The sequence below is a fragment of the Ochrobactrum sp. WV_118_8 genome (assembly GCF_039631535.1).
Taxonomy (GTDB): Bacteria; Pseudomonadota; Alphaproteobacteria; order Rhizobiales; family Rhizobiaceae; genus Brucella; species Brucella anthropi.
Window position 1 is genome coordinate 560,842 of record NZ_JBDIUZ010000002.1, and the last position, 24,159, is coordinate 585,000.

Consider the following 24,159-nt stretch of genomic DNA (forward strand, 5'->3'; position numbering starts at 1 on the left):
GGATACCATTCGAAAATGACGACAGGATATCACCGCAAGAAGCAGCCCGAACTTGTGCGACAGCAATTGCTCGACGTCACGGCGCAAGTATTGGCCGACAAGGGTACGGCGCATCTGACGCTCGATCTGCTTGCTCGCGAGGCAGGCGTTACCAAAGGCGGGCTGTTGCATCATTTCCCCAACAAGAATGCTCTGCTGGAGGCTTTGTGCGACGAACTTTTGCGGCAGATGAATGACCATATCGCCGAGGTCATGGCGAATGATCCTGAACCGACGGGGCGGTTTTCCCGCGCTTACCTGGATGTTTTTTCGCGCAAGGCTTCCGAAGCGGGCGGCACCAACACGCTCTACGCCGCGCTTTTTGCCGAGGCCAACATGCGCGATCGGTGGCGTGACTGGCTCGAACAGCGCTATCGTCAGCATGAAGATACCGACTCTGCGCTCCTGGCCGTGATCGTCCGTCTTGCCGCGGACGGACTATGGTTCGTCGAGTTGATAGACGGCCCAAAACAATTGCAGGACCGTCGCCAGGAACTCCTCGCTGAACTGAACGCAATGACGCGTCGCAAGTGAGGTAGCCGTGACCTCTTCTGCCAGCATTCCTCAGCCACCAACCAGACCCATTGTCGGCAATCTGTTTGACATGGATGTCAATGCTCCTGTGCAGAGCATGATGAAGCTGGCCGAGACCTATGGTCCGTTTTTCCGGCTACGCGTTTTCGATCAGGTATTTCATCTCGTCAGTTCACAGGAACTCGTTGATGAGTTGAGCGACGAGAGCCGCTTCACCAAGCGCGTCGATGTTTCCCTTGAGCAATTGCGCCCCATCGCTCGCGATGGCTTGTTCACCGCCTATACCGAAGAGCCGAATTGGGGAAAGGCGCACCGCATCCTCATGCCGGCTCTCGGCCCGATCGGGGTGCGCTCGATGTTCGGCGAAATGCAGGACATCGCCAATCAGATGTTTCTCCGCTGGGAGCGTTTCGGACCCGAGGTCGGCATCGACGTCGCCGACAACATGACGCGTCTGACCCTCGACACGATTGCGCTGTGCGGATTCAACTATCGTTTCAACAGTTTCTATCAGAACGAATTGCATCCTTTCGTGGGCGCAATGACGGGCGCTCTGACCGAGGCTGGCCAAAGAGCCATGCGTCCCGAATTCCTGACCGCTCTGATGTTCAGCAAGTCGCGGCAATTTCGCAAGGACGCCGAGACACTGCATTCCGTCGCCCAGAAAATCGTGGCCGACCGTAAGGCCGACCCCGATGCGGCTGAACGGAACGACCTTCTCAGCCGCATGCTGAACATGGCGGATCCCGAGACCGGCGATAGGCTCTCGGAGGAGAACATCGCCTATCAGATGGTGACCCTCCTCGTCGCCGGTCATGAAACGACCAGCGGGCTCCTGTCCTTCGCGACCTATCTTCTGCTGCGTAACCCCGAAGGGCTTCAGAAGGCTCGCGCTATCGTCGATGACGTTCTGGGCGACGAGATGCCCCGCATCGAGCATCTTGCCCAGCTCCGCTATATCGAACAGTTGCTGATGGAAAGTCTGCGGCTTTGGCCGACAGCCGCCGCCTATTCCGTCAAGCCTTTGAAGGACACCACCCTTGGGGGGCGCTATCCGGTGACGACAGACGACACGGTGATGGTCCTCGGGCCGTCGCTACACCGGGATCCAAAGGCATGGGACGAACCTGAAGCGTTCCGCCCGGAACGCTTCGCTCCGGAAAACGCCGACAAGCTGTTGGCCAATGCCTGGAAGCCATTCGGCAATGGCCAACGTGCCTGCATCGGCCGATCGTTTGCGATGCAGGAAGCACAGCTCGTCCTGTCGATGATGCTGCAGAGGTTCGATTTTAGTTTCGAAGACCCTTCCTACAAACTCAAGATCCATGAAAGCCTGACGCTCAAGCCGGAAAATCTCAGGATCAAGGCGCGCATTCGACGTCCTGCCGACCAACTCGTGCGCGCGACGATCGTCGCGACGAGCTCTGGCGCCACAACGTCGGAATGCTCACCTGCAATTGCCGACGATGAAAGCCTGACGCAGCTCAAGGTTCTCTATGGCAGCAATGCGGGCTCAGCCGAGGCTTTGGCGAACAGGATTGCCGCTGAAGCGCGCGCGCATGGATTCGCGCCGACCCTGGCCCCCATGGATCGTTTCGCCGATGACATTCCTCGCAATGGAGCAGTGATTGTCGTCACAGCTTCATATGAAGGTCAGCCGCCGGACAATGCGCGTCAGTTCGTACCCGCAATCGAAAGCTGCCCCACAGACAGCCTGCGGGACTTGCGTTTTGCCGTGTTCGGTTGCGGCAACAAGCAATGGGCCCGCACTTGGCAGGCCATTCCGAAGCGTGTCGATGCCGCGCTGGAAAAAGCAGGGGCACAGCGTGTGTGGGAACGGGGTGAAGGCGATTCCGGCGGGGATTTCTTCGGAAGCTTCGATGAATGGTCCGCCGGAATGTGGTCTGCGCTTGCGGTAGCGTTCGGCAAGGAAGCAATTGCACTCGAGACCGCTTCGCCTCTTGAGCTGGAGTTTATAAAGGGCAGGCGTGAGGCACTGCTTCGACTTGTGGACCTGCGGCAAGGGATTGTTGTCGAAAACCGGGAATTGGTGAGCTTGCATTCACCGGATGCGCGGTCGAAGCGCCATATTGAGCTCAAGCTGCCGGTGGGAGTGACGTACCGGGCGGGCGATTATCTGGCTGTTCTCCCACGCAATTCCGATGACCTTGTCGACAGGGCGCTGCGGCGGTTCGGTCTTGCATCCGATGTGATGGTGACAATCAGCAGCCAAGCCGCGTCACGAGGGCTGCCTGCTGGACACCCGATCAGTTGCGGCGATCTCCTGTCCAACTATGTCGAACTGTCAACGCCTGCAACAAAAGCGCAGGTCCGCACGCTTGCGATATCGACCAAATGCCCACCGGAGCAGGCCGAGCTTCAGTTGCTGGCGGCGGTGCGCTACGACGAGGAGGTTCTCCCACGGCGATTGAGTGTGCTGGATCTGCTGGACCGTTTCGCCTCGTGCGCGCTTGGCTTTGCGGAATGGTTGCAGATGCTGCCACCCATGACGATACGGCAATATTCGATTTCGTCATCGCCGCTCTGGAACCCTCAGCACGTCACACTTACCATCTCAGTCGTGGACGCGCCGGCACTGTCCGGTATGGGTCGTCATCGGGGCGTGGCCTCCAGCTACATGGCGTCTCGCGCGCCAGGCGACCGGGTTTCCATCGCCGTGCGTCCGTCAAACTCCCGTTTCCATCCCCCCACAGACACATCTAAGCCCATCGTGTTGATCTGCGCGGGATCCGGGATAGCGCCGTTTCGGGGCTTTCTTCAGGAGCGGTCGATACAGAAGTCCAATGGAAGGAAGGTTGGCCCCGCGCTCCTGTTCTTCGGCGTCGATCACCCGGATGTGGATTTTCTCTATCGCGACGAACTGGCCGCCTGGGAACGCGATGGCGTCGTCACCGTACTGCCTGCCTTCTCGGCTCGGCCTGAGGGCGACGTATCGTTCGTCCAGCATCGGGTGTGGTCCGAGCGTGCCCGCATCGCAAAACTGTTTCAGGAAGGGGCGACCGTCTTCGTCTGCGGAGACGGCAAGCAAATGGCTCCTGCCGTACGCGATACGCTCATCAAGACCTATCGCGAAGCCTCGGGGGCGAGCGAGGACGAGGCGCACGTCTGGGCCGACGTGATCGAGCGGGAACAGGGGCGATACGTCTCCGACGTCTTTTCCTGAGAGCTCGCGCATGCAAGGGGAGCCGTTTTTGTGCGGCGCGCCGATGCAGGTTGATGACGCACTCGAAAGCCTTCCGACGAATTGGGCGGCAGTCTGGGGCAAGAATAATGACACTTACACTGTGGGAACCTCAAGCAGGTCCCACAGACAGATGAGAAAAGCCTTGGAGGGCGATATTTTGAATTTCATGCGGAACGGGCTTCTTATTATCGCCGGCATTTCTGTTGTTGCCGCCGGTTACTATGCATGGACAATATATGGCAGCTCCGGGCTTCCAGATGGCATAGCGAGAGGTAACGGTCGCATTGAAGCGACCGAGGTTGATGTGTCGGCCAAAGCAGGGGGCCGCATCAAGGAAATCCTTGTCAACGAAGGCGACTACGTCACCGAAGGACATGTGCTCGCCAACATGGACACGCTTCAGCTTCAGGCAAGACGCCGGCAAGCTGAAGCGGCCTTGCAGCGGGCCGTTATAAGTATAGACACAGCGAAAAGCACCCTTGACCAAAGGGAGGCTGAGAAAAAAGCGGCATTAGCCGTCGTTTCTCAACGTGAATCCGAGCTTGGCGCGGCGGAAGGGCGGCTCGCTCGCAGCGAGCAGTTGATGCGAACCAACACAACGTCGCAACAGGTCCTTGATGACGATCGCGCCAGGGCGCAAAACGCCCGCGCCGCAGTTGCTGCAGCCGAGGCGTCTGTCGGAGCCTCGAACGCCGCTATCAGTGCAGCCAGAGCAATGATTGTCGATGCCAGCGCTGCTGTTGATGCGGCGCGGGCGGAGATTGAGAGTATCGAAGCGGATATCGACGACGGCACCCTCAGATCGCCTCGCGACGGACGCATCCAGTATCGCATCGCACAGCCCGGAGAAATCCTGTCTCCTGGTGGCAAGGTCATCAATCTTGTCGATCTCGGCGATGTCTACATGACTTTCTTCCTGCCGACCGTCCCGGCAGGCCGTATCGCCATCGGATCGGATGTTCTGCTGGTTCTGGATGCCGCGCCTGAATACACCATACCTGCCACGGTCAGCTTCATCGCGGACGTCGCCCAATTTACACCAAAAACCGTCGAGACGACGGAGGAACGTCAGAAACTGATGTTCCGCATCAAGGCGAAAGTCTCGCAGGAACTGCTTCGCCGATATGTTCAGCACGTCAAAACCGGCCTTCCCGGCGTAGCCTACATCCGCACTGATCCTGCGACCGCCTGGCCGGAAAACTTGAGCCGGAACCTCGTTAAATGAATAGCCCTTCACCCTTGATCTCGGGTGCCTGGGAACCTGCCGGCACGGTTGCCAGCTTGAGTGACGTCAGCTTGCGCTATGGCAAGACGCTTGCCCTCGACAGCATTACACTCGACGTCCCCGCAGGCGGGATGATCGGTCTGATAGGTCCTGACGGCGTCGGCAAGTCCAGCCTGCTTTCGCTGATATCGGGTGCGCGCGCCGTCCAGGATGGGACCGTTGAGGTGCTGGGTGGCGATATGCGTAGCAAGCACCACCGTAACGCAGTGTGCCCGCGCATTGCCTATATGCCTCAGGGATTGGGCAAGAACCTTTATCCCACGCTTTCGGTCGAGGAGAACTTGCAATTTTTTGCAAGGCTTTTTGGCCACAACGCCGCTGAACGACGCCGACGCATTGATAATCTCACCCGCAGTACGGGACTGGACGGATTCCTGTCGCGCCCTGCCGGAAAGCTTTCGGGGGGCATGAAGCAGAAACTCGGTCTGTGCTGCGCATTGATCCATGACCCCGACCTGTTGATCCTTGACGAACCGACCACGGGAGTCGATCCGTTAGCGCGGGCCCAGTTCTGGGACCTGATCGGGCGCATCCGTCTGGATCGTTCCGATATGAGCGTGATTGTGGCCACCGCCTACATGGACGAAGCTCAACGCTTCGACTGGCTCGTGACCATGGATGCTGGTCGGGTGCTCGCGACCGGCACACCGATCGAATTGCTGGAACGCACACATAGCCAAAATCTGGAACAGGCGTTCATCGCAATGCTTCCGGACGAGAAAAAGAGCGGGTATGCGCCGGTGGAGATCCCGCCGCTCCACGCCAGCGATGACGACATAGCAATTGAAGCTGAAGGCCTGACCATGCGTTTCGGCGACTTCGTCGCTGTCGACCATGTCTCATTTCGTATTCGTCGGGGCGAGATCTTCGGTTTCCTTGGATCCAACGGTTGCGGCAAGTCCACCACGATGAAGATGCTGACCGGCCTTCTGCCCGCCAGCGAAGGACGGATTTCATTGTTCGGCAAACCGGTCGATCCGAGCAATATCGATATCCGGCGACAGGTTGGCTACATGTCGCAGGCGTTCTCGCTCTACCGCGAATTGACGGTGCAGCAGAACCTGGTTCTGCATGCGCGGCTTTTCCATGTGCCTGAAGCCGAAATTCCATCCCGATGCCAGGAGATGGCAGAACGCTTTAGTTTGCAGGAAGCGCTCGACAGTCTGCCTGACAGCCTTCCTCTCGGGATCCGCCAGCGCCTGTCGCTGGCTGTCGCCATGGTGCATAGGCCCGAGTTGCTGATCCTCGACGAGCCGACATCCGGCGTCGATCCTGTAGCACGCGACAATTTCTGGCGGCTGCTGATCGAACTGTCGCGGCGCGACAAGGTTACGATATTCATCTCGACACATTTCATGAATGAAGCCGAGCGTTGCGACCGTATGTCGATGATGCACGCCGGCAAGGTGCTCGATAGCGACGTACCGGCGAAACTGGTCGAAAAACGTCAGGCGCAAAACCTTGAAGATGCTTTCATCGGCTATCTGATCGAAGCGGGCGGCGGCGCGGCTGAGCCGGGACCGGGCACCCCTCAGACGCCCGATACGTCGCAGCAGCGGATGGAACATGCACCGGTGCAACGGTTCTTCAGCTTTCAACGCATGGCCAGCTATATGTGGCGTGAGGCGCTGGAACTGCGCCGCGATCCAATCCGCGCAACGATGGCACTTGCGGGCTCGCTGCTGCTGATGTTTGTCATCGGATACGGGATCAGTCTTGATGTTGAGAAGCTCCGTTACGCGGTTCTCGATCGCGATCAGACCACGCTCAGTCAGAATTATAGCCTGAACCTGACTGGCTCGCGTTACTTCAAAGAGCAACCACCCATCATTGACTACGACGATCTCGACGCGCGCATGCGCAGCGGTGAATTGACCTTGGCAATAGAGATTCCACCAGGCTTTGCGCGCGACGTCATGCGTGGGCGAAACGTGCAGATCGGCGCCTGGATCGACGGGGCAATGCCGATGCGCGCCGAAACCGTGCAGGGCTATGTTCAGGGAATCCATTTCCAATGGCTGGCTCAGCAGATAACCGATCGCACGGGCACCGCCCCAAAAGGCAATGCAGTCATTGAGACGCGCTTCCGGTACAATCCCGACGTCCGCAGCCTGCCCGCAATGGTTCCGGTCGTCGTCCCCCTCCTGCTCCTGATGCTGCCGGCAATGCTGACCGCACTGGCTGTCGTGCGTGAAAAGGAGATGGGGTCAATTATCAATCTTTATGTCACCCCCGTAACCCGCACCGAGTTCATGCTCGGCAAGCAAATGCCCTATGTCGTGCTGGCGCTGATCAACTTCTTTCTTATGACATTGCTCGCGGTGACTGTCTTTGATGTTCAGATGACCGGTAGTTTTTGGCCTCTCCTGCTGGCAGCACTTGTCTTCAGCATCAGCGCGACCGGGATGGGCCTCCTGGCCTCAGCGATCACAAAGAGCCAGGTCGCAGCGATGTTCATCACGATGATTGGCACGCTGATACCCGCCATGCGCTATGCCGGCCTTCTCGACCCCGTGTCATCGCTGGAAGGCTCGGGCCGCCTGTTTGGTGAGATCTATCCAGCCACCCACATGTTCACCATCAGTCGCGGCGTGTTCAGCAAGGGCCTGGCGATGCCGGATTTGTATGACACCCTGCTGCCACTATTGCTCTCAGCACCGGTGATCGTTGGCGTAGCGATTGCACTTCTGAAGAAACAGGAGCGCTGAGACGATGAAGCGCCGCCTCGCCAACATTTTCCGTCTCGGTGTCAAGGAGCTCTGGAGCCTCTGGCGCGACCCGCTGATGCTCCTGCTGATCGTCTACACCTTCACATCCCTGGTGCACACCACCGCAACCTCGATGCCGGAAACGCTCCAGAACGCTCCCATCGCAATCGTCGATGAGGATGGCTCGCCGTTATCTCAGCGCATCGTGTCGGCCTTCTACCCCCCAAACTTCAGTCCGCCACAGCTGATTTCACTCGAGGAAATGGACAAGGGGATGGACAAGGGCCGCTTCACGTTTGTGCTCGACATTCCACCCAATTTTCAAAGCGATGTGCTGGCCGGTCGCTCGCCCCAGATCCAACTCAACGTCGATGCGACCCGCATGACGCAGGCGTTCAGCGGCAACGGCTACGTACAACAGATCGTCATGAATGAGATTGACACCTTCGTGCAGCGATATGGCACCAAGGATACCCTACCCGTCGATCTCGCTTTGCGTACGCGGTTCAACCCCTCCCTTGAGAAATCATGGTTCGGTGGATTGATGGAAATGATGGACAGCGTCATTTTGCTGTCGATCGTCCTGACCGGGGCTGCGCTGATCCGTGAGCAAGAGCACGGCACCATCGAGCATTTGCTCGTAATGCCGGTCACCCCATCCGAGATCATGCTGGCGAAAATCTGGTCGATGGGCGCGGTCGTGCTCGTCGCCGTGACGTTCTGTTTGACCTTCGTCGTGCACGGTGTTTTGCACATGCCGGTGCAGGGCTCAGTCCCATTGTTCCTCGTGGGCACGGCAGTCTATCTGTTTGCGACGACTGCCGTGGGCATATTCATGGCCACTGTTGCGCGCAGCATGCCGCAGTTCGGCATGCTTCTTGTGCTGGTACTGGTCCCGCTGCAAATGCTCTCGGGCAGCATGACGCCGCGGGAAAGCATGCCAGAGTTCGTGCAAACCATCATGCTGGCGGCACCCACCACACACTTCGTCGAAGTAGGCGCAGCAATCCTTTTTCGGGGCGCCGGATTTGACGTGGTCTGGAAGCCGTTTCTGGCGCTTCTCGTGATCGGCACCGTGCTGTTCATCCTGGCGTTCCATCGCTTCAGGCAGTTCCTGCGATGAGTTTCACCCTGCCGTTTCCTGTTCGGATAAGGAGCTTCGACCGCGGACCAGCACTCCGGGCTTGTTACGCATTTGCCAATTGCGTTTCGAGAAGACGGATATCTCTCGGCGCATCGCACGCACATATCGCCTTCGTGTTCGCGCTCGTGATGATTTTGACGGGCTGTGCCGGAAAGCCGGGGCCAGAATTGCTGCTCAACACTGTTAATAGTGTCGAAGGTGCCCGGATCGTGACGGTCTATGTCGCCACCACCAGGGAACGGGACGAAACCGGTGCCTTCACATCTGGCCGATCCCGTCAGGTCAGCTATCTCCGATACAAGATATCGATTCCTCCCGGCCACAAGGCCGGGAATGTCGAATGGCCGAAATCACGACCCAATCCGAAAACCGATTTCGTGACGGTAGAACAACAGCTTCTCGACCCCGTTGCTTTCGAAAATGAGATTTCCCGCAAGCGCAACGGCAAACCGCCGACCGTCGGCCTTTTCATTCACGGCTTCAACACCAACTTCACCCAATCCGTCTTCAGAACGGCCCAGGTGGCTTTCGATGCAGACCCGGACGCAACTCCGGTTCTGTTCGCCTGGCCATCGGAGGCAACGGTGGATGGCTACGTCACCGACAAGGATGCAGCCACCTATTCGCGCGACCAATTGACTCAACTCATGACCAGCCTTGCTCGCACCCGCACGGCTGGACCGATTACGGTGATGGGCCACAGCATGGGGGCATGGCTAACCGTCGAGGCTCTGCGTCAGCTTCGCATCAGTGGGAACAATGCCACAATACGTCGTCTCCAGGTAATCCTCGCGGCACCAGACATTGATGTAGATGTGTTCACAGCACAGATAACCGCAATCGGACAACTTTCACCGCCGATGACGATCCTCGTGTCACGCGATGACGTCGCCCTTCGGGTCTCTGAGTTTCTATCCAGCGAGCGACACCGGGTGGGCCGGATGGATGTTAACGCACCTGATGTTCAGGCAGCGGTTCGGGCGGCCGGCATACAGGTTGTCGATATCACTGACCTGCCGACAGACGACGCCTTCAAACACGGCGGACTGTTTGCCATCGTCGCCCGCTATCGGGGATTTTCTGACGCCGACGCGTACCGGGCAGATCCCGGTCTCAGACATACCGGAGCGTTCGTATTCAACGCCGTCGGGGCGACGCTATCCAGCCCATTCGTTCTGGCAGGACAGATCATCGGAGGAAAGTGATCATCTCACAATCAAACGCCTCTTTATTGAAATTCGAGTTGCGGCATTTGCGTTATGTCATCGCCGCAGCAGATCATCATAGTTTTCGCCGTGCGGCCCAGATCCTTGCAGTGGAGCCGTCAACGGTCAGCCGGCGCATTCGAGATTTAGAGGACTCCATCGGAACAGCTCTGTTTATCCGCGGAAAGCAACGGCTCACCCTTACCCATGCTGGAGAACGTTTCCTGCAACGGGCACGAAACGCTGTGAACCAACTCACCCAGGCCACCCTGGATGTTGGAACGATTGGCCAAGGCCAGTCCGGCGTCGTGCGAATTGGTCTGATATCCTCAATGGCATCGGGTTTCATTTCCGAGTTGCTGAGAGCCTACGCCGCCGAGCATATAGGGGTGAGAATTGAATATGTCGAAGGAGATACGAACGCGCATGTTTCGGCAATCAAGCAGCACCAAATCGACTTAGCATTCCTGGTCGGCGGTTCCCATACTGAGGACTGTGATGAGGTGCATCTCTGGAACGAGCAGGTCTATGTGGCAATGTCAGCGAACCATCAGCTGACCAAAGAAGACAAACTGCGATGGGGCGATCTTTTACACCAAAGTTTCGTCATCAGTGAGGCCCAGTCGGGCTCTAAAATTCAAGAGTATCTTGTAAAGAATCTCGCTGAACAGGGATACAGTCCGAACATCGAGCGCCACGCCGTTTATCGAGACACTCTAATGCAAGTCGTGGCCAGCGCCGAAAGCCTTACAATAACCACCGAAGCGATGGTCGCAGCACACTTCCCCGGTGTCGTGTTCCGTCCGCTTATTGGAGAGAAATTTTCCTTCTACGCTGTCTGGTCGCCCAGCAACGATAATCCTGCCCTTCGTCGAATGCTCAGTTTGGCAAAGATTCTGTCGGATAGCAGTCGAGCGAACGACGCTATAAGCGCGGTTACTGAGTAGCGAAAAATACGATTTCACAACGATAATCATCGAACAATAGTAGATATTTTTATCCATCCCCACTCCTCTTCGGCCTTATAGGCACTCCGCGAGCCGGAGCCACGCGAGCTAATATACGCTGCAAGGGCGGACTTAAGGCGGGACACTGTCTTTCCACTCTACACGGCGTCACTGCCCCGTCGGCACGTATCTTGAACGCTCTACGTGTGGATACAAAGTACGCATCCGGCGTGGGCCGCCTTTTCAGTTTGATGTGAATGTGGCCGATTGTCCTTATGGACGTGAATAAGGACAGTTACCGGTCGGATGTGAGCCGGATGGACATTATCGAGCTTGGCCGCCGGCGCAAGTTTACCGATGCGGTGCGGCTGCGGATTGTGGAGGAGAGCTATTCTGCTCCACGCCTTGCGTCTGCGACGGCGCGCAAGTACGGGCTCTCTCGCTCGCAGTTGAATACGTGGCGACGCGCGTATCGGGAGGGTCGGCTTGCCATCGGCAATTTTGATGGCTTCGTGCCGGCACTTGTCGTGGCGGAGGCGACCGTGCCGGCGCCTGTACCACTGAATTCGCCATCGGACACTGGGCGGATGGAGATACTGAGCGCGAACGGTCGGCGCGTCATCGTCGATCGTGACGTTGACGTCGATGTGTTGGTGCGCATCCTGCGGGGGCTGGAGACGCTGGAATGATCCCGATCCCGACAGGTGTTCGGGTGTGGCTGGCGACGGGCCATACGGATATGCGGTGTGGGTTCCCGTCGCTGGCGCTGCGGGTGCAGGAGGTGCTGAAGCACGATCCGCTGGGTGGCCATCTGTTCTGCTTCAGGGGCAAGCGCGGCGATCTGGTCAAGATCGTCTGGCACGATGGCCAGGGGGCGTGCCTGTTCACGAAAAAGCTGGAACGAGGAAGGTTCATTTGGCCCTCAGCCGAAGGTGGCGCGGTGGCAATCTCGTCGGCACAGCTTTCCTACCTGCTCTCCGGAATTGATTGGCGCGCGCCGCAGGAAACTTGGCGACCAACGCGAGTATGATTGCATTTAAGCATTGAGATTGTTGGGAAATCTGGTTGAATGTCACGATGACATTACCGCCGCTTTCCCTACCTTCGGACCTCGCCAGCGCCCATGCGGCGTTGCTGGCCGAGCGCGCGGCGCGGGTTCAGGCCGAAGCGGAAGCCGCCAATGCGAAGGCGCGGCTATCGAGTACCGAAGCGCTGATCGCGCATCTGCAATTGCTGATCGGGAAGCTGGAACGGGCCAAGCACGGGCCGAGCCGTGAGCGTACCCAGCGGCTGATCGACCAGTTGGAATTGCAGCTCGAAGAACTCGTGGCGTCGGCCGCCGAGGACGAACTGGCGGCCGAGGAGGCCGCGGCCAAAACGCAGACCGTGCGCGCCTTCACGCGCAAGCGGCCGGTGCGTCAGCCCTGGCCGGAGGATATCGAGTGCGAGCGCATCGTTCTCGACGCGCCGACGGCTTGCACCTGCTGCGGTGGATTGCGGCTGTCGAAGCTGGGCGAGGACGTCACCAGAACGCTGGAGGAGATCCCGCGCCGCTTCAAGGTGATCGAGACGGTGCGCGAGAAGTTCAGCTGCCGCGATTGCGAGGCGATCAGCCAGGCTCCCGCGCCGTTCCACGCCACACCGCGCGGCTTCATCGGCCCGAACCTTCTGGCGACGATCGTCTTCGACAAGTTCGGGCAGCACATCCCGCTGAACCGCCAGAGCACGCGCTTCAAATGTGAGGGCATCGATCTGTCGACCCAGACGCTGGCCGATCAGGTCGGACACGTCGCCTTTGCCCTCAAGCCGGTCTTCGACCTGATCGAGACGCATGTGTTCCAGGCCGAACGGCTTCACGGCGACGACACGACGATCCCGATCCTGGCCAAGGGCCATTGCACAACCGGGCGAATATGGGTTTACGTGCGTGACGATCACCCGTTCGCCGGGCCTGCGCCGCCGGCAGCGGTCTTCTACGCCTCCAGCGATCGGCGCGGAGAACACCCGCAAAAGCATCTGGCCGACTTCAGCGGCATCCTTCAGGCTGATTGCTACAACGGCTTCAATCCGCTGTTCGACCGGACGAGGAGGCAGATGCCGGCAACGCCCGCGTTCTGCTTTGCCCATGCGCGCCGGAAGTTCTTTGAACTGGCCGATGTCGCCCGCAATGCCCGGCGCGGCAAGGGGGCCAAACCGATCTCGCCGGTAGCCCTTGAGGCCGTGAAGCGCATCGATGCCCTGTTCGCCATCGAGCGCGATATCAACGGCCTGAGCGCGGCAGAGCGGCTTGCCGTCCGGCAGGAGAAGAGCAAGCCCTTGCTGAACGATATGGAGGAATGGCTGCGCGCCGAGCGGGCCAGCCTCTCGCGCTCGTCGCCGGTGTCCGGGCCGATCGACTACATGCTGTCACGCTGGGCCGACTTTGCCCGCTATGCCGACGACGGCAGGATCTGCATGACGAACAATTGCGCGGAAAGAGCGTTGCGCGGCGTGGCTTGCGGAAGAAAGGCCTGGCTCTTCGCCGGCTCCGACCGCGGCGCCGATCGCGCGGCCATCATGCTCACGCTCATCATGACCGCACGGCTGAATGACGTGGACCCCAAAGCCTGGCTCGCCGATATCCTCACCCGTATCGCTGACCTTCCGGCCTCGCGTCTGCCCGAATTGCTTCCGTGGGAGTGGAAGCGGCTACGCCAAGCTGAAAGCCCCGCCCTCATGCTGGCGGCCTGACGATGGCAGCTTCCCTGGTCCGTCTGAAGGTCACTCTTGATCATGTCGAGCCAACGGTGATGCGGCGCATTGTCGTGCCGTGGCGCATCCGGCTCAGCCGATTGCATGAGGTCTTGCAGGCCGCGATGGGCTGGACGAATACCCATCTGTATGAGTTCCAGATTCGCGACGTCGGTTTTGGTTTGCCCGACAAAGAATGGGGGGATGGCCCGATCGATGCGCGCAAGGTCTCGCTCCTGTCGGCAATCCAGGACACCGGCGCGAAATCCTTCAAATACCACTACGACTTCGGTGACGGTTGGACGCACAGCATCAAGATCGAGCGCACGTTCCCTATCGTTGCGCTGGGCGACCCCATGCTGATCGAGGCGACGGGGCGCTGCCCGCCTGAAGACGTCGGCGGGCCTTGGGGATACCAGGAGTTCCGGGAGGCGCTCGCCGATCCCGCTCATGAGCGGCACGCCGAACTGGCCGAATGGTGGGGCGCCAAAGACTTCGACCCGAACAATGCTGCATTCGCCGACCTCAACAGAGCCGTTGAAGACCTGGTCGAAAAATGGGCGCGTCGAACACGCCGGAAAACCTGACGGCCCGCTACGCCAAGCGCCCCACTTCGACCAACCTAATCTCCATAGACCGATTGGTCGTCATCCGCGCGTGCAGATACCGCGTGGCTGTTCGGATGCTTACGATACAAAACTACTACTGAAACATGCTGAATGACCGCGAGAGATGTTGCCGCGGTATCTCCAACAGCGCCCCGCCAAGCGATGTTTGTGGTTTCTCTTGCCATCAGCACACGGCACGTCACCACCTATTGCCATCAAACCATCCAGATGGTATCTTCTGGAAATGCGTATCGAGAATGGTGGTTCTCGACGGCTCACTGCGACTGACGCTTCGGGGCTTCCGGTCCCCACTGAACGCTTCTGGCGCCGTGCGTGAACTGACCCGAGACGTTCAAGGTTTTGAGGTTTTAATCTTTGTTGATGAATGGGAATCTCATGCGATCTACGACGTCTTCCGGGCACGCTGACATAGCGAAATCGAAGGTTCGGATCCTATTATCGGGCATCACCGTGGCGCTGGCAGTGACACTTGCTGGGTGCAAAGGTGAAGAAAAATCCACCACTGGCACCGGCGGGTCCGCATTCGTATCTGCCGCGGTCGCCAGCAAGGATCTTGGCACATCTGAAGTGATTACCGGCGTCGTAGAGTCGAAGGAGCCGCTGCAGGCCAGCGCCGCCCAAGGCGGCCGCATCGTCCAGCTCAATGGCAATGTCGGTGATGCGGTAGACGCGGGTCACATACTCGCCATGATCGATGACACCTCCGCGAAACTGAGGATCCGACAGGCTGAGGAAGAACTACGGAGGGTGGAGGCGCTCTCCATTGACCGAGCGGCGGCTGCACAGCGGATCAGCACTCTGGCTGCCAAGGGCTCCGCTTCAGAGGCAGGGCGTTCTGCCGCTGTCGCTGAGGCCACTGCAACTCAAGCCGCTCTGGATTCCGCACGAGCGGCGGTCTCCTTTGCCAAGAACGAAGCCGACCTTTTTATTGTTCGAGCGTCAAGCGCCGGCCGGATTTCGACACGCACGGCTGAGGTCGGTGCGGTTGTCGCTCCGGGGCAGGTACTGTTCTCAATCGAAAATGAAAGCGGCCGGGTCATCGCAGCCACTGCACCGCAGGCACTGGCGGCCCAACTCAAGTCGGGTCAGAGCGCCCGTTACACGGCTGGCTCCACCGAGGGTGAAGCGGTCATTCTTTCGGTTTCGCCGAAAGTGGAGAGCGGCGGCGTCGTGCGGGTCAGACTGGAAGTGAAGACCGGCGGCGTTTTGCCCGGCGCTATCGTGCAGGTCAGTATTGCCGGTGATGTGGGCGATCAAACCATCAAGCGAGTACCTGCTACGGCGATAAACCTCGATGGCGGCGGCTCAAGTTATGTCTACCTCATCAAAGACGGCGGCCAGATCGAACGTACTGCCGTTAGGCTTCGCGGCCTGGAGGGAGCTGACGCTCGTATATCGGCTCCATTTCCTGTCGGTGCGTCCGTCGTAGCAGCCGGCGGCGCGTTCCTTCGAGATGGGCAATCCGTCAAGATTGTCACTCCCGGTTTGTGAGGCACGCCGACATGAAATCACTTCCATTTTCTTTGACCGGCGCTGCTTTTTCACGTCCGCGCTTTGTTCTGGTCACAGCCGTTCTGGCTTGCATAGTCGGCTTCATCGCACTCCTTGATTTTCCTGCAACGGAAGAACCAACCGTCACCCTCCGGGTCGCGACCGTCGAAGCATATCTGCCCGGCGAAACGGCTGATCGCCTCGAAAGCAGCCTCGCACGTCCAATTGAAGAAGCGATCCGAGGACAGAGCGAGGTACGCCTGATCGAGACCCAGATTCGTCCGGGCAGTGTGCTTATCTATGTTTTCCTGCACGAAAATGTCGCGGCCGAGGTTGTACCCGAGATCTGGCAACAGGTCCGGGCGCGCCTCGCTGACGCGCAAGGAGAACTGCCCGCAGGCACGACCGGGCTGCGTCTTAACGGCGATTTTGGCCGGGTCGCGGTCAGGACACTTGCATTGACTGGCGAAGGTTACACCACAGGCCAGTTGGAGATATGGGCAAAGCACATCCGCAATCAGTTGCAAAGCGTGAAAGGTGTTGCAACCGTTTCCCTTCACGGAGTGAGACGCGATATCGCCTATATCGATCTCGATCCAGCCCGCCTTCGTGACGCCGGCATTGGCGTCGCCAATGTCACGCGCGCCCTTGCCAGTCGCGATCAGCGATTGCTAACCGGCGAGATATCGCAAGGCGGGATGTCGATCGCTGTCCAGTCTGGCGACCACCCCATCAGAGTAAGCGAGCTGGCGTCCTTCCCAATCTCAACAGGGAATGGATCCACCGTGTTGCTTGGCTCGATCGCAACAATCCGACAGACCCCTCAGGATCCACCACAAGGCGGAGCATTCTTCAACGGCCAGCCGTCTGTGGTTCTCGGCATTTCGATGCTGAATGGCCTCAACGTGATAAGCTTTTCCGAAGGCTTGGACGAGAAATTGAACGAAGTCCGTTCGTCGCTACCGGCCGGATTGGAAGTTAGTGCAATTACCAATCAGGCTGAAGTCGTCTCGGATGAACTCCAGAAGGTTGGGAAAGTCTTCCTCGAAACTGTCGTGGTGGTTCTGGGCGTCGTCGTGCTGTTCCTGGGATGGCGCAGCGGCCTTGTAACAGGCGCTATCGTTCCGATGACGGTTCTTGTCACTCTCCTCATCATGCAAGCAATCGGGATCGAACTGCATCAGATCTCCATCGCCGCCATCATCATTGCTCTCGGCATCTTTGTCGACAACGGCATCGTCGTCGTTGAGGACTATGAAAGGCGCGTCGCCGAAGGCGAACCGCGTTTTGAAGCGGCCCGCATGGCCGGTGAGACTATGTTCGTCCCTCTTCTGGTATCGTCGCTCGCTATTATTTTCGCATTCATACCGTTGGTAGCCGGGCAGACCGAGACCGGGGAATACATGCGTAGCCTGGCGATTGTCCTTGCGATAACACTCATCGTTTCGTTGGTGCTCGGTGTTACAGTCATTCCGTTGCTTGCGCCGCGCTTCATCAAAAAAACGCACGGGCATGAGAGTGAAGGTGCGATTATGAGCCGCATCAACCGCGGCTATCATTGGATAGTTACCAAGATTGTTGTTTGGCCATGGCTTGTTGTTACAACAATGGTCACGCTGCTGGTGATAGCCGGGGTTGTTTCCCAATCTATTCCGCCCGAACTTTTTCCGTTTTCTCAGCGTAAGCAGATCCAGGTTCCGATTGAGTTCTCCCCTGGAATCGGAACTGCTCAAACGATGCAAACGGCGCAGCGTCTGTCACAAACTTTGGCCGATAAAAACGAGTTTCCGCAAGTCACTAGCCATGTCGTTTATGTCGCTGACGGTGGACCTCGGTTTATCCTCGGCCTCAACCCTCCAAAGCCTGCGCCAAATAGAGCCTATGCAGTCGTCAACATTGCGGATCACGCCGACCCTGATGCTCTTGTCGCCCAAATAAAAAGTAGTTTGAAGGAGCATTTCCCCGAGGGAAAGTTTGATCCAAAACGTTTTTCTCTCGGCGCTACGGAGGCGGGAACAGCTGTGTTTCGTCTCGAAGGGGCTGATCGAACCGCGCTGCAGAATGCCGCACAAAAGCTTTCAGAACAGCTTCACCAGATAGCCGGGATGGCCCGTGTTGATACCAACATGGAAGCCCCCCAACTACGCCTGTCAATTAGCGTTGATCAACAACGTGTCGCTGCTGCCGGCCTATCCAATAACGAGGTCTTTGAAGCCGTCAACGGTGCCCAGAGCGGGGTCTACGCGACGACAATCCGTGAAGGCAACTCAAACATACCCGTTTTCGTGCGCGGCGATCAGGGAGATCGTCTTTCGATTGATCGACTGGCCTCCCTCCCGGTTGGGGGCAGCAAGGCTGGTATTCCCCTAGGGGCAGTGGCAACAATTGACCTAAGCCATCAGCAGTCAGTGGTCAGCCGGCGCGATTTGTTGCCGACGATCGAGGTCTCTGCGCGGCACGAGACTATGAATGCATCGGCCTTGATGGCCGCTGCCCAACCGATATTGGCCGAACTCCATCTCCCCCCGGGCCACAAAGTCGCGTTCGGAGGGGAAATCGAGGAAAATCAAAAGACCAATGCAGGGCTCTATGGATATGCTCCTCTGGCATTGATCGCCATGTTTCTATTGTTCCTTTGGCAGTTCGGCAGCACAAGGAAGGCGCTGATTGTAATCGCATCCATGCCGTTTGTTTTAATTGGCGGCACCCTTGGTGTTTTGATATCCGGCGAGCCGATGAGCTATACGGCGACGATTGGTTTCCTCGCCCTCATGGGCATCATCGTCAACAATGCAGTGCTGATGCTCGACAGGATAGCCGAAGAACGCAGATCCGGGCGCGAGCTGCTGGATGCGGTGGGCCATGCCGCAGAAGTTCGGCTCCGTCCGATCCTGATGACCAAGATGGTCTGTATCGCCGGTCTAATACCCCTCTTCATGTTCGGCGGGCCTCTATGGCGGCCGATGGCGGCCGTCATGATGGGCGGCTTGGCGCTCGGGACATTGATCACCCTGTTTTTGATACCCGCGCTCTATGCTTTGGCATTCAGGAGGAAGAGCGACGACTACCATGCACCTCAGAATTAAAGCCAAAGAATTGAGACAATTCCGATCGTTAATGAGAAGCCGACGTTCTCCGGCTGTACTGGAGACGCAAGCTTCATCAGTTGATCACTTGTAGTGATCCGAGTGACAAACTGGAGAGTAATGTGGGCCGGCATCGTAGAATCATGAGGGATGAGATTCTCGATGCAGCCGAGTGTGTACTGGTGGAACTAGGTACCGCCGGCTTGTCAATATCTGCGGTAGCCCAGAAGGCCGGAGTGAGCAAATCCACCGTACTTTATGATCACAAGTCGAAGACCGCTCTTCTTGAAGCGCTGATCGATCGCCGGATCAACCAGAAATTCGAGCGGCAGGCTCTGGAGATAATGGCAGCTGGTTCTGCGCCCAATCCAGAACTGTTTGGGCGGATCAGGGATGCGGAAAAAATCGATGAAGAGGCCAGGCACGCCATGGCGATGGTGATGAGAGTATCCGTTTCCCGTAGCGGCAAATTAGGGAAGAAGATTCAAGATGTGATGCTCTCTGATCTCCAGAAGATGGCATCGGGAGCGCGCCCACGTTCCGCTCTTATGGCATACCTCGCATTATCAGGCTTCTATTTCACTGAAATAATTGGATTCTATAGCTGGGATCCAGAGGAACGAGCCAAAATATTCGAAGGAGTTCGAGCGATATACGAATCGTATCCCGAGACGGACTAGCTTCGGTGAGGAGTTTCTAGCAGAGCATCTGAAGAAGGTTATGCGCTTACGCAACCCACGCCGCCCATGCTGTCGCTCACGGTGTTAATCCGTGAAAGCTTATATCGTCCGGACCGCCCCATCCGGACGGTTGGCCCCATCCCGTCCCGCCCCCGGAACGGGATGGGGCGTCTCCTAACGCACTCATCATACTCGTCAGTTGCGCAACTCTCGTTCGATGCGCCGAAACATCCAGCACAAAAGAGTGCGACACGCTAAACGTCAATCAGGCCTTGAGAAACTGGCTACTCCCAGCTACAATTGGCAACAAAGATATGGCTGGAGCGTCGTCGTGTGCACGATGACGCTCATTATCCCTGTGAGCCTATAGCTGCACTTTTTCGCGCCAGTATTTGCGCGACGCTATGCTTCGCAGGATTACGCCATTGCCCGATTTATCAACCGTTTCAAGGTCATTTTCCGCCGTCTACTTCTCTGTAAACAGAGAGATTTTCGCGCCATTGTCGTTCTGCGACCCACAGGATGAGCGCGAATATGGCACGGGATACAAAGACCAAGCGGAAGGAGCAGAAGGAGTTCGGGCAACCCGAGCTCACTCTCCTACGCATGGGCGCTGGCCCAGATCCGCGCCTGGTCGATATGGTTCGCCTTCTCGCACGTCGTGCTGCGACCGAGCTCTACGAGCAGGAGCGGGAGAAGCGCCACACAGCGCGCTCCTGATCAAATCTCAGGAGGTTGCATCGTGAAAGTCGCTGTCTACGCTCGCTATTCATCGGACAACCAGCGGGACGCATCCATCGCCGACCAGCTGCGCGTATGTCGCCTCCATGCTGAAAAGCATGGTTGGCATATTGTCGAGGAATATACCGATCACGCAGTGTCCGGCGCCTCCCTGCTCCGCCCCGGCATCCAGGGACTGATCACCGATGCCAATCGTGGCCGGTTCGATATCATCCTTGCCGAGGCAATGGACCGGCTGTCTCGCGATCAAGAGGACATTGCGGGCATCTTCAAGCGCATGACCTATTCCGACGTGAAAATCGTCACCCTTTCCGAGGGAGAGATCACTCATTTGCATGTCGGCCTCAAGGGCACGATGAATGCGCTGTTCCTCAAAGACCTTGCCGACAAAACGCGCCGCGGACAGCGCGGCCGTGTAGAAGCCGGTAAGTCCGGTGGAGGAAACTGCTACGGTTACGATGTCGTCAAGAAGCTGGACGGCAACGGCGAGCCAGTACGCGGGGACCGGACCATCAACGAGATTGAAGCCGACGTCATCCGTCGCATCTTCAGGGACTACAACACCGGCAAGTCGCCAAAGCGCATTGCTGTCGAGTTGAACAAGGACGCCATCGCTGCGCCGGGTGGTGGAGATTGGGGCTTCAGCACCATCAATGGCAATGCCAAGCGCGGCAACGGCATTCTCAACAACGAGATGTACATTGGCAAACTGGTCTGGAACCGTCAGCGGTTTATCAAGGACCCGGACACTGGCAAGCGCCAAGCGCGGCCAAACCCCGAATCCGAATGGATTATTCAAGAAGTGCCCGAACTCCGCATCCTCGACGAGGACCTGTGGAACGCGGCAAAGAGCCGCCAAGCCGCCATTAAGCACACGAGAGGCGATGGCGGGGCAGTCGAGAACCATTTCCGTGAACGCCGGCGACCGAAATACCTCTTTTCCGGCCTAACGAAATGTGCCCGCTGCGGTGGCGGCTACTCGATGATCTCAGCGGATCTGGTCGGCTGCTCGACAGCGAGGAACAAGGGAACCTGCGACAATCGCAAGAACATTCGCCGTGACCGGCTCGAGGCCCGCGTGCTCAGCTCCCTTCGCCACCATTTGATGGACCCGGCCCTATTTAAGGAATTTTGTGACGAGTTCACCCGCGAGATGAACCGGCTGCGCATGGAGGGACGTGCATCGATCGATTCGGCCGAAGCAGAAATCAAAAAGATCGACCGGGAACTGGACACCCTTCTGAACCTGATCCTAAAGGGCGGAGCCGCCGATCGGCTCAATGAGAAGATGGTGAGCCTTGAGCGCCGAAAAAAGGAAATGGAGCAGTTTCTAGCAGAAGCGGATGAACCTCCGCCCCTCCTGCATCCAAACATGGCAACCTACTATCGCCTTCAGGTCGCGGACCTGTACGACGCCTTGCAAGAGGATTCGGAGGCCAAGCGGATGACAGCGTCCGACATTATCCGGTCGCTGGTGCAAGAGATCATTCTAACGCCCGTCGAAGACGAGCTTCTGATCGACGTTCGTGGGGACCTCGCTGGCATATTGGCCATATCCCTGAACACGAAAAAGCCCGCCACAAGGGCGGGCTCTTCGCAATTAGAGATGGTTGCGGGGACCTGCTCTGGTCAGAACTTGCAAACGCAAAAAAACCGCCCGGTTGGGGCGGCTGATGTGCGCGATGCTAGATCGCAATTAGAGATGGTTGCGGGGGCAGGATTTGAACCTGCGGCCTTCAGGTTATGAGCCTGACGAGCTACCGGGCTGCTCCACCCCGCGCTATGGGTGTTTTGTATGTATTTGAGAAGATGATTTGATTTGTGTTCTTGGCAGACCTGGCAGCGACCTACTCTCCCGTGTCTTAAGACAAAGTACCATTGGCGCTGGAGCGTTTCACGGCCGAGTTCGGAATGGGATCGGGTGCAGCCGCTCCGCCATAACCACCAGGTCGGCGAAGAACACAAATATGAGAAGCTGGTTGTCTTTCGTGCAGATAATTCAGCGATAAACGCTGATAAACAATAAGCACACGACTGTGTGCCGGCCGGAGGCCGCGCCCGCGCAGCCGTTTGGCGGAGCCAAACTGGCGTGAGCGCTATAAATTCATCGAAGTTTGTTCGATGGATATTGTAAATGGGAGTGATCAAGTCGATCGAGCTATTAGTACCGGTAAGCTACATGCGTTGCCGCACTTCCACACCCGGCCTATCAACGTGGTAGTCTTCCACGGCTCTGATAGGGAATACTCGTTTTTAGGTGGGTTTCCCGCTTAGATGCCTTCAGCGGTTATCCCGTCCGTATATAGCTACCCTGCTATGCCGTTGGCACGACAACAGGTCCACCAGAGATACGTCCATCCCGGTCCTCTCGTACTAGGGACAGATCCTATCAATATTCCTACACCCACGGCAGATAGGGACCGAACTGTCTCACGACGTTCTGAACCCAACTCACGTACCGCTTTAAATGGCGAACAGCCATACCCTTGGGACCTGCTCCAGCCCCAGGATGCGATGAGTCGACATCGAGGTGCCAAACAACCCCGTCGATATGGACTCTTGGGGGTCATCAGCCTGTTATCCCCGGCGTACCTTTTATCCGTTGAGCGATGGCCCTTCCACGCGGGACCACCGGATCACTATGACCGACTTTCGTCTCTGCTCGACTTGTCAGTCTTGCAGTCAGGCAGGCTTATGCCATTGCACTCGACGAACGATTTCCGACCGTTCTGAGCCTACCATCGCGCGCCTCCGTTACTCTTTAGGAGGCGACCGCCCCAGTCAAACTACCCACCATACACGGTCCTGGACCCGGATAACGGGCCGCAGTTAGACATCCATATAGGCAAGGGTGGTATTTCAAGGATGACTCCACAATGGCTGGCGCCACTGCTTCAAAGTCTACCACCTATCCTACACATGCCGACACGAATGCCAGTGTAAAGCTATAGTAAAGGTGCACGGGGTCTTTCCGTCTAACCGCAGGAACCCCGCATCTTCACGGGGAATTCAATTTCACTGAGTCTGCGTTGGAGACAGCGGGGAAGTCGTTACGCCATTCGTGCAGGTCGGAACTTACCCGACAAGGAATTTCGCTACCTTAGGACCGTTATAGTTACGGCCGCCGTTTACTGGGGCTTCAATTCAATGCTTGCACATCTCCTCTTAACCTTCCAGCACCGGGCAGGCGTCAGACCCTATACGTCGTCTTGCGACTTCGCAGAGCCCTGTGTTTTTGGTAAACAGTCGCTACCCCCTGGTCTGTGCCACCCCCACCTAGTTGCCTAAATGGAGGTCACGCTTCTTCCGAAGTTACGCGTGCATTTTGCCGAGTTCCTTCAACGCAGTTCTCTCAAGCGCCTTGGTATTCTCTACCAGTCCACCAGTGTCGGTTTAGGGTACGGTCTATATGCAGGAGCTATTTCCTGGAACCGCTTCGCTGCAAGATCAATCCAATAAGACCTTACAACACACGCGATCCGTCACTACCTGCAGGCCCACGAATATTAACGTGGTTCCCATCGACTACGCCTTTCGGCCTCGCCTTAGGGGCCGGCTAACCCTGCTCAGATTAACTTTAAGCAGGAACCCTTGGACTTTCGGCGAGGGAGTCTCTCACTCCCTTTATCGTTACTCATGTCAGCATTCTCACTTCCGATACCTCCAGGATGTCTCACGACTGTCCCTTCACAGGCTTACGGAACGCTCCGCTACCACGCACAAATGTGCATCCAC

Annotated in this window: 16 protein-coding genes, 1 tRNA gene and 2 rRNA genes (1 of these 19 only partly in view); 16 read left to right on the plus strand and 3 right to left on the minus strand. The window is 57.7% G+C overall.

Going from position 1 to position 24,159, the window contains the following annotated elements:
• The first annotated feature begins 15 nt into the window (after window positions 1-15).
• The 16 genes from ABDF71_RS16730 to ABDF71_RS16805 all read left to right on the plus strand — a co-directional run bounded on the left by ABDF71_RS16730 (window position 16) and on the right by ABDF71_RS16805 (window position 22,171).
• A complete protein-coding gene (locus ABDF71_RS16730) occupies window positions 16-573 on the plus strand; it encodes a TetR/AcrR family transcriptional regulator (RefSeq protein WP_062425049.1) in 558 nt (185 codons plus the stop codon).
• Between the two features lie 7 nt (window positions 574-580).
• On the plus strand, window positions 581-3,757 hold the full coding sequence (locus ABDF71_RS16735; RefSeq protein WP_062425050.1) for a bifunctional cytochrome P450/NADPH--P450 reductase: 3,177 nt from the start codon (window positions 581-583) through the stop codon (window positions 3,755-3,757).
• A 151-nt stretch (window positions 3,758-3,908) separates the two neighbouring features.
• Complete coding sequence (locus ABDF71_RS16740) at window positions 3,909-5,003, plus strand: HlyD family secretion protein (RefSeq protein WP_279851678.1); 1,095 nt, start codon at window positions 3,909-3,911, stop codon at window positions 5,001-5,003.
• Window positions 5,000-7,771, plus strand: a complete 2,772-nt coding sequence (gene rbbA, locus ABDF71_RS16745) for a ribosome-associated ATPase/putative transporter RbbA (protein WP_156379280.1) — start codon at window positions 5,000-5,002, stop codon at window positions 7,769-7,771. Before ABDF71_RS16740 ends, rbbA begins: the two co-directional genes overlap by 4 nt.
• Before the next feature lie 4 nt (window positions 7,772-7,775).
• Window positions 7,776-8,894 (plus strand): ABC transporter permease, encoded by a 1,119-nt coding sequence (locus ABDF71_RS16750; protein WP_062425051.1) that lies wholly within the window; start codon window positions 7,776-7,778, stop codon window positions 8,892-8,894.
• A complete protein-coding gene (locus ABDF71_RS16755) occupies window positions 8,891-10,120 on the plus strand; it encodes an alpha/beta hydrolase (protein WP_235972493.1) in 1,230 nt (409 codons plus the stop codon). The genes ABDF71_RS16750 and ABDF71_RS16755 overlap by 4 nt, the downstream gene beginning before the upstream one ends.
• On the plus strand, window positions 10,117-11,067 hold the full coding sequence (locus tag ABDF71_RS16760) for a LysR family transcriptional regulator (RefSeq protein WP_062425052.1): 951 nt from the start codon (window positions 10,117-10,119) through the stop codon (window positions 11,065-11,067). Before ABDF71_RS16755 ends, ABDF71_RS16760 begins: the two co-directional genes overlap by 4 nt.
• Before the next feature lie 275 nt (window positions 11,068-11,342).
• On the plus strand, window positions 11,343-11,756 hold the full coding sequence (tnpA, locus tag ABDF71_RS16765; protein ID WP_500061689.1) for an IS66-like element accessory protein TnpA: 414 nt from the start codon (window positions 11,343-11,345) through the stop codon (window positions 11,754-11,756).
• Window positions 11,753-12,097, plus strand: a complete 345-nt coding sequence (tnpB, locus tag ABDF71_RS16770) for an IS66 family insertion sequence element accessory protein TnpB (protein WP_500061690.1) — start codon at window positions 11,753-11,755, stop codon at window positions 12,095-12,097. Before tnpA ends, tnpB begins: the two co-directional genes overlap by 4 nt.
• A gap of 47 nt (window positions 12,098-12,144) precedes the next feature.
• Complete coding sequence (gene tnpC / locus ABDF71_RS16775) at window positions 12,145-13,797, plus strand: IS66 family transposase (RefSeq protein ID WP_500061822.1); 1,653 nt, start codon at window positions 12,145-12,147, stop codon at window positions 13,795-13,797.
• Between the two features lie 2 nt (window positions 13,798-13,799).
• On the plus strand, window positions 13,800-14,384 hold the full coding sequence (locus tag ABDF71_RS16780; protein WP_500061691.1) for a plasmid pRiA4b ORF-3 family protein: 585 nt from the start codon (window positions 13,800-13,802) through the stop codon (window positions 14,382-14,384).
• Window positions 14,385-14,801: 417 nt separating this feature from the next.
• Complete coding sequence (locus ABDF71_RS16785; protein WP_162248430.1) at window positions 14,802-15,917, plus strand: efflux RND transporter periplasmic adaptor subunit; 1,116 nt, start codon at window positions 14,802-14,804, stop codon at window positions 15,915-15,917.
• An 11-nt stretch (window positions 15,918-15,928) separates the two neighbouring features.
• Complete coding sequence (locus ABDF71_RS16790) at window positions 15,929-19,003, plus strand: efflux RND transporter permease subunit (RefSeq protein ID WP_062425054.1); 3,075 nt, start codon at window positions 15,929-15,931, stop codon at window positions 19,001-19,003.
• A gap of 143 nt (window positions 19,004-19,146) precedes the next feature.
• Entirely contained in the window at window positions 19,147-19,683 is a 537-nt protein-coding gene (locus ABDF71_RS16795) for a TetR/AcrR family transcriptional regulator (RefSeq protein ID WP_082546390.1), read from the plus strand.
• A gap of 534 nt (window positions 19,684-20,217) precedes the next feature.
• A complete protein-coding gene (locus ABDF71_RS16800; RefSeq protein WP_062425056.1) occupies window positions 20,218-20,403 on the plus strand; it encodes a hypothetical protein in 186 nt (61 codons plus the stop codon).
• Window positions 20,404-20,425: 22 nt separating this feature from the next.
• Complete coding sequence (locus tag ABDF71_RS16805; RefSeq protein WP_082546393.1) at window positions 20,426-22,171, plus strand: recombinase family protein; 1,746 nt, start codon at window positions 20,426-20,428, stop codon at window positions 22,169-22,171.
• Here ABDF71_RS16805 and ABDF71_RS16810 read toward each other — a convergent pair.
• The 3 genes from ABDF71_RS16810 to ABDF71_RS16820 form a co-directional block, all read right to left on the minus strand.
• A tRNA-Met gene (locus ABDF71_RS16810) sits at window positions 22,128-22,204 on the minus strand. The genes ABDF71_RS16805 and ABDF71_RS16810 overlap by 44 nt on opposite strands.
• A 54-nt stretch (window positions 22,205-22,258) precedes the next feature.
• Window positions 22,259-22,373, minus strand: a 5S ribosomal RNA gene (gene rrf / locus ABDF71_RS16815).
• A 191-nt stretch (window positions 22,374-22,564) separates the two neighbouring features.
• Window positions 22,565-24,159, minus strand: a 23S ribosomal RNA gene (locus ABDF71_RS16820) (it continues 1,217 nt past the right edge of the window).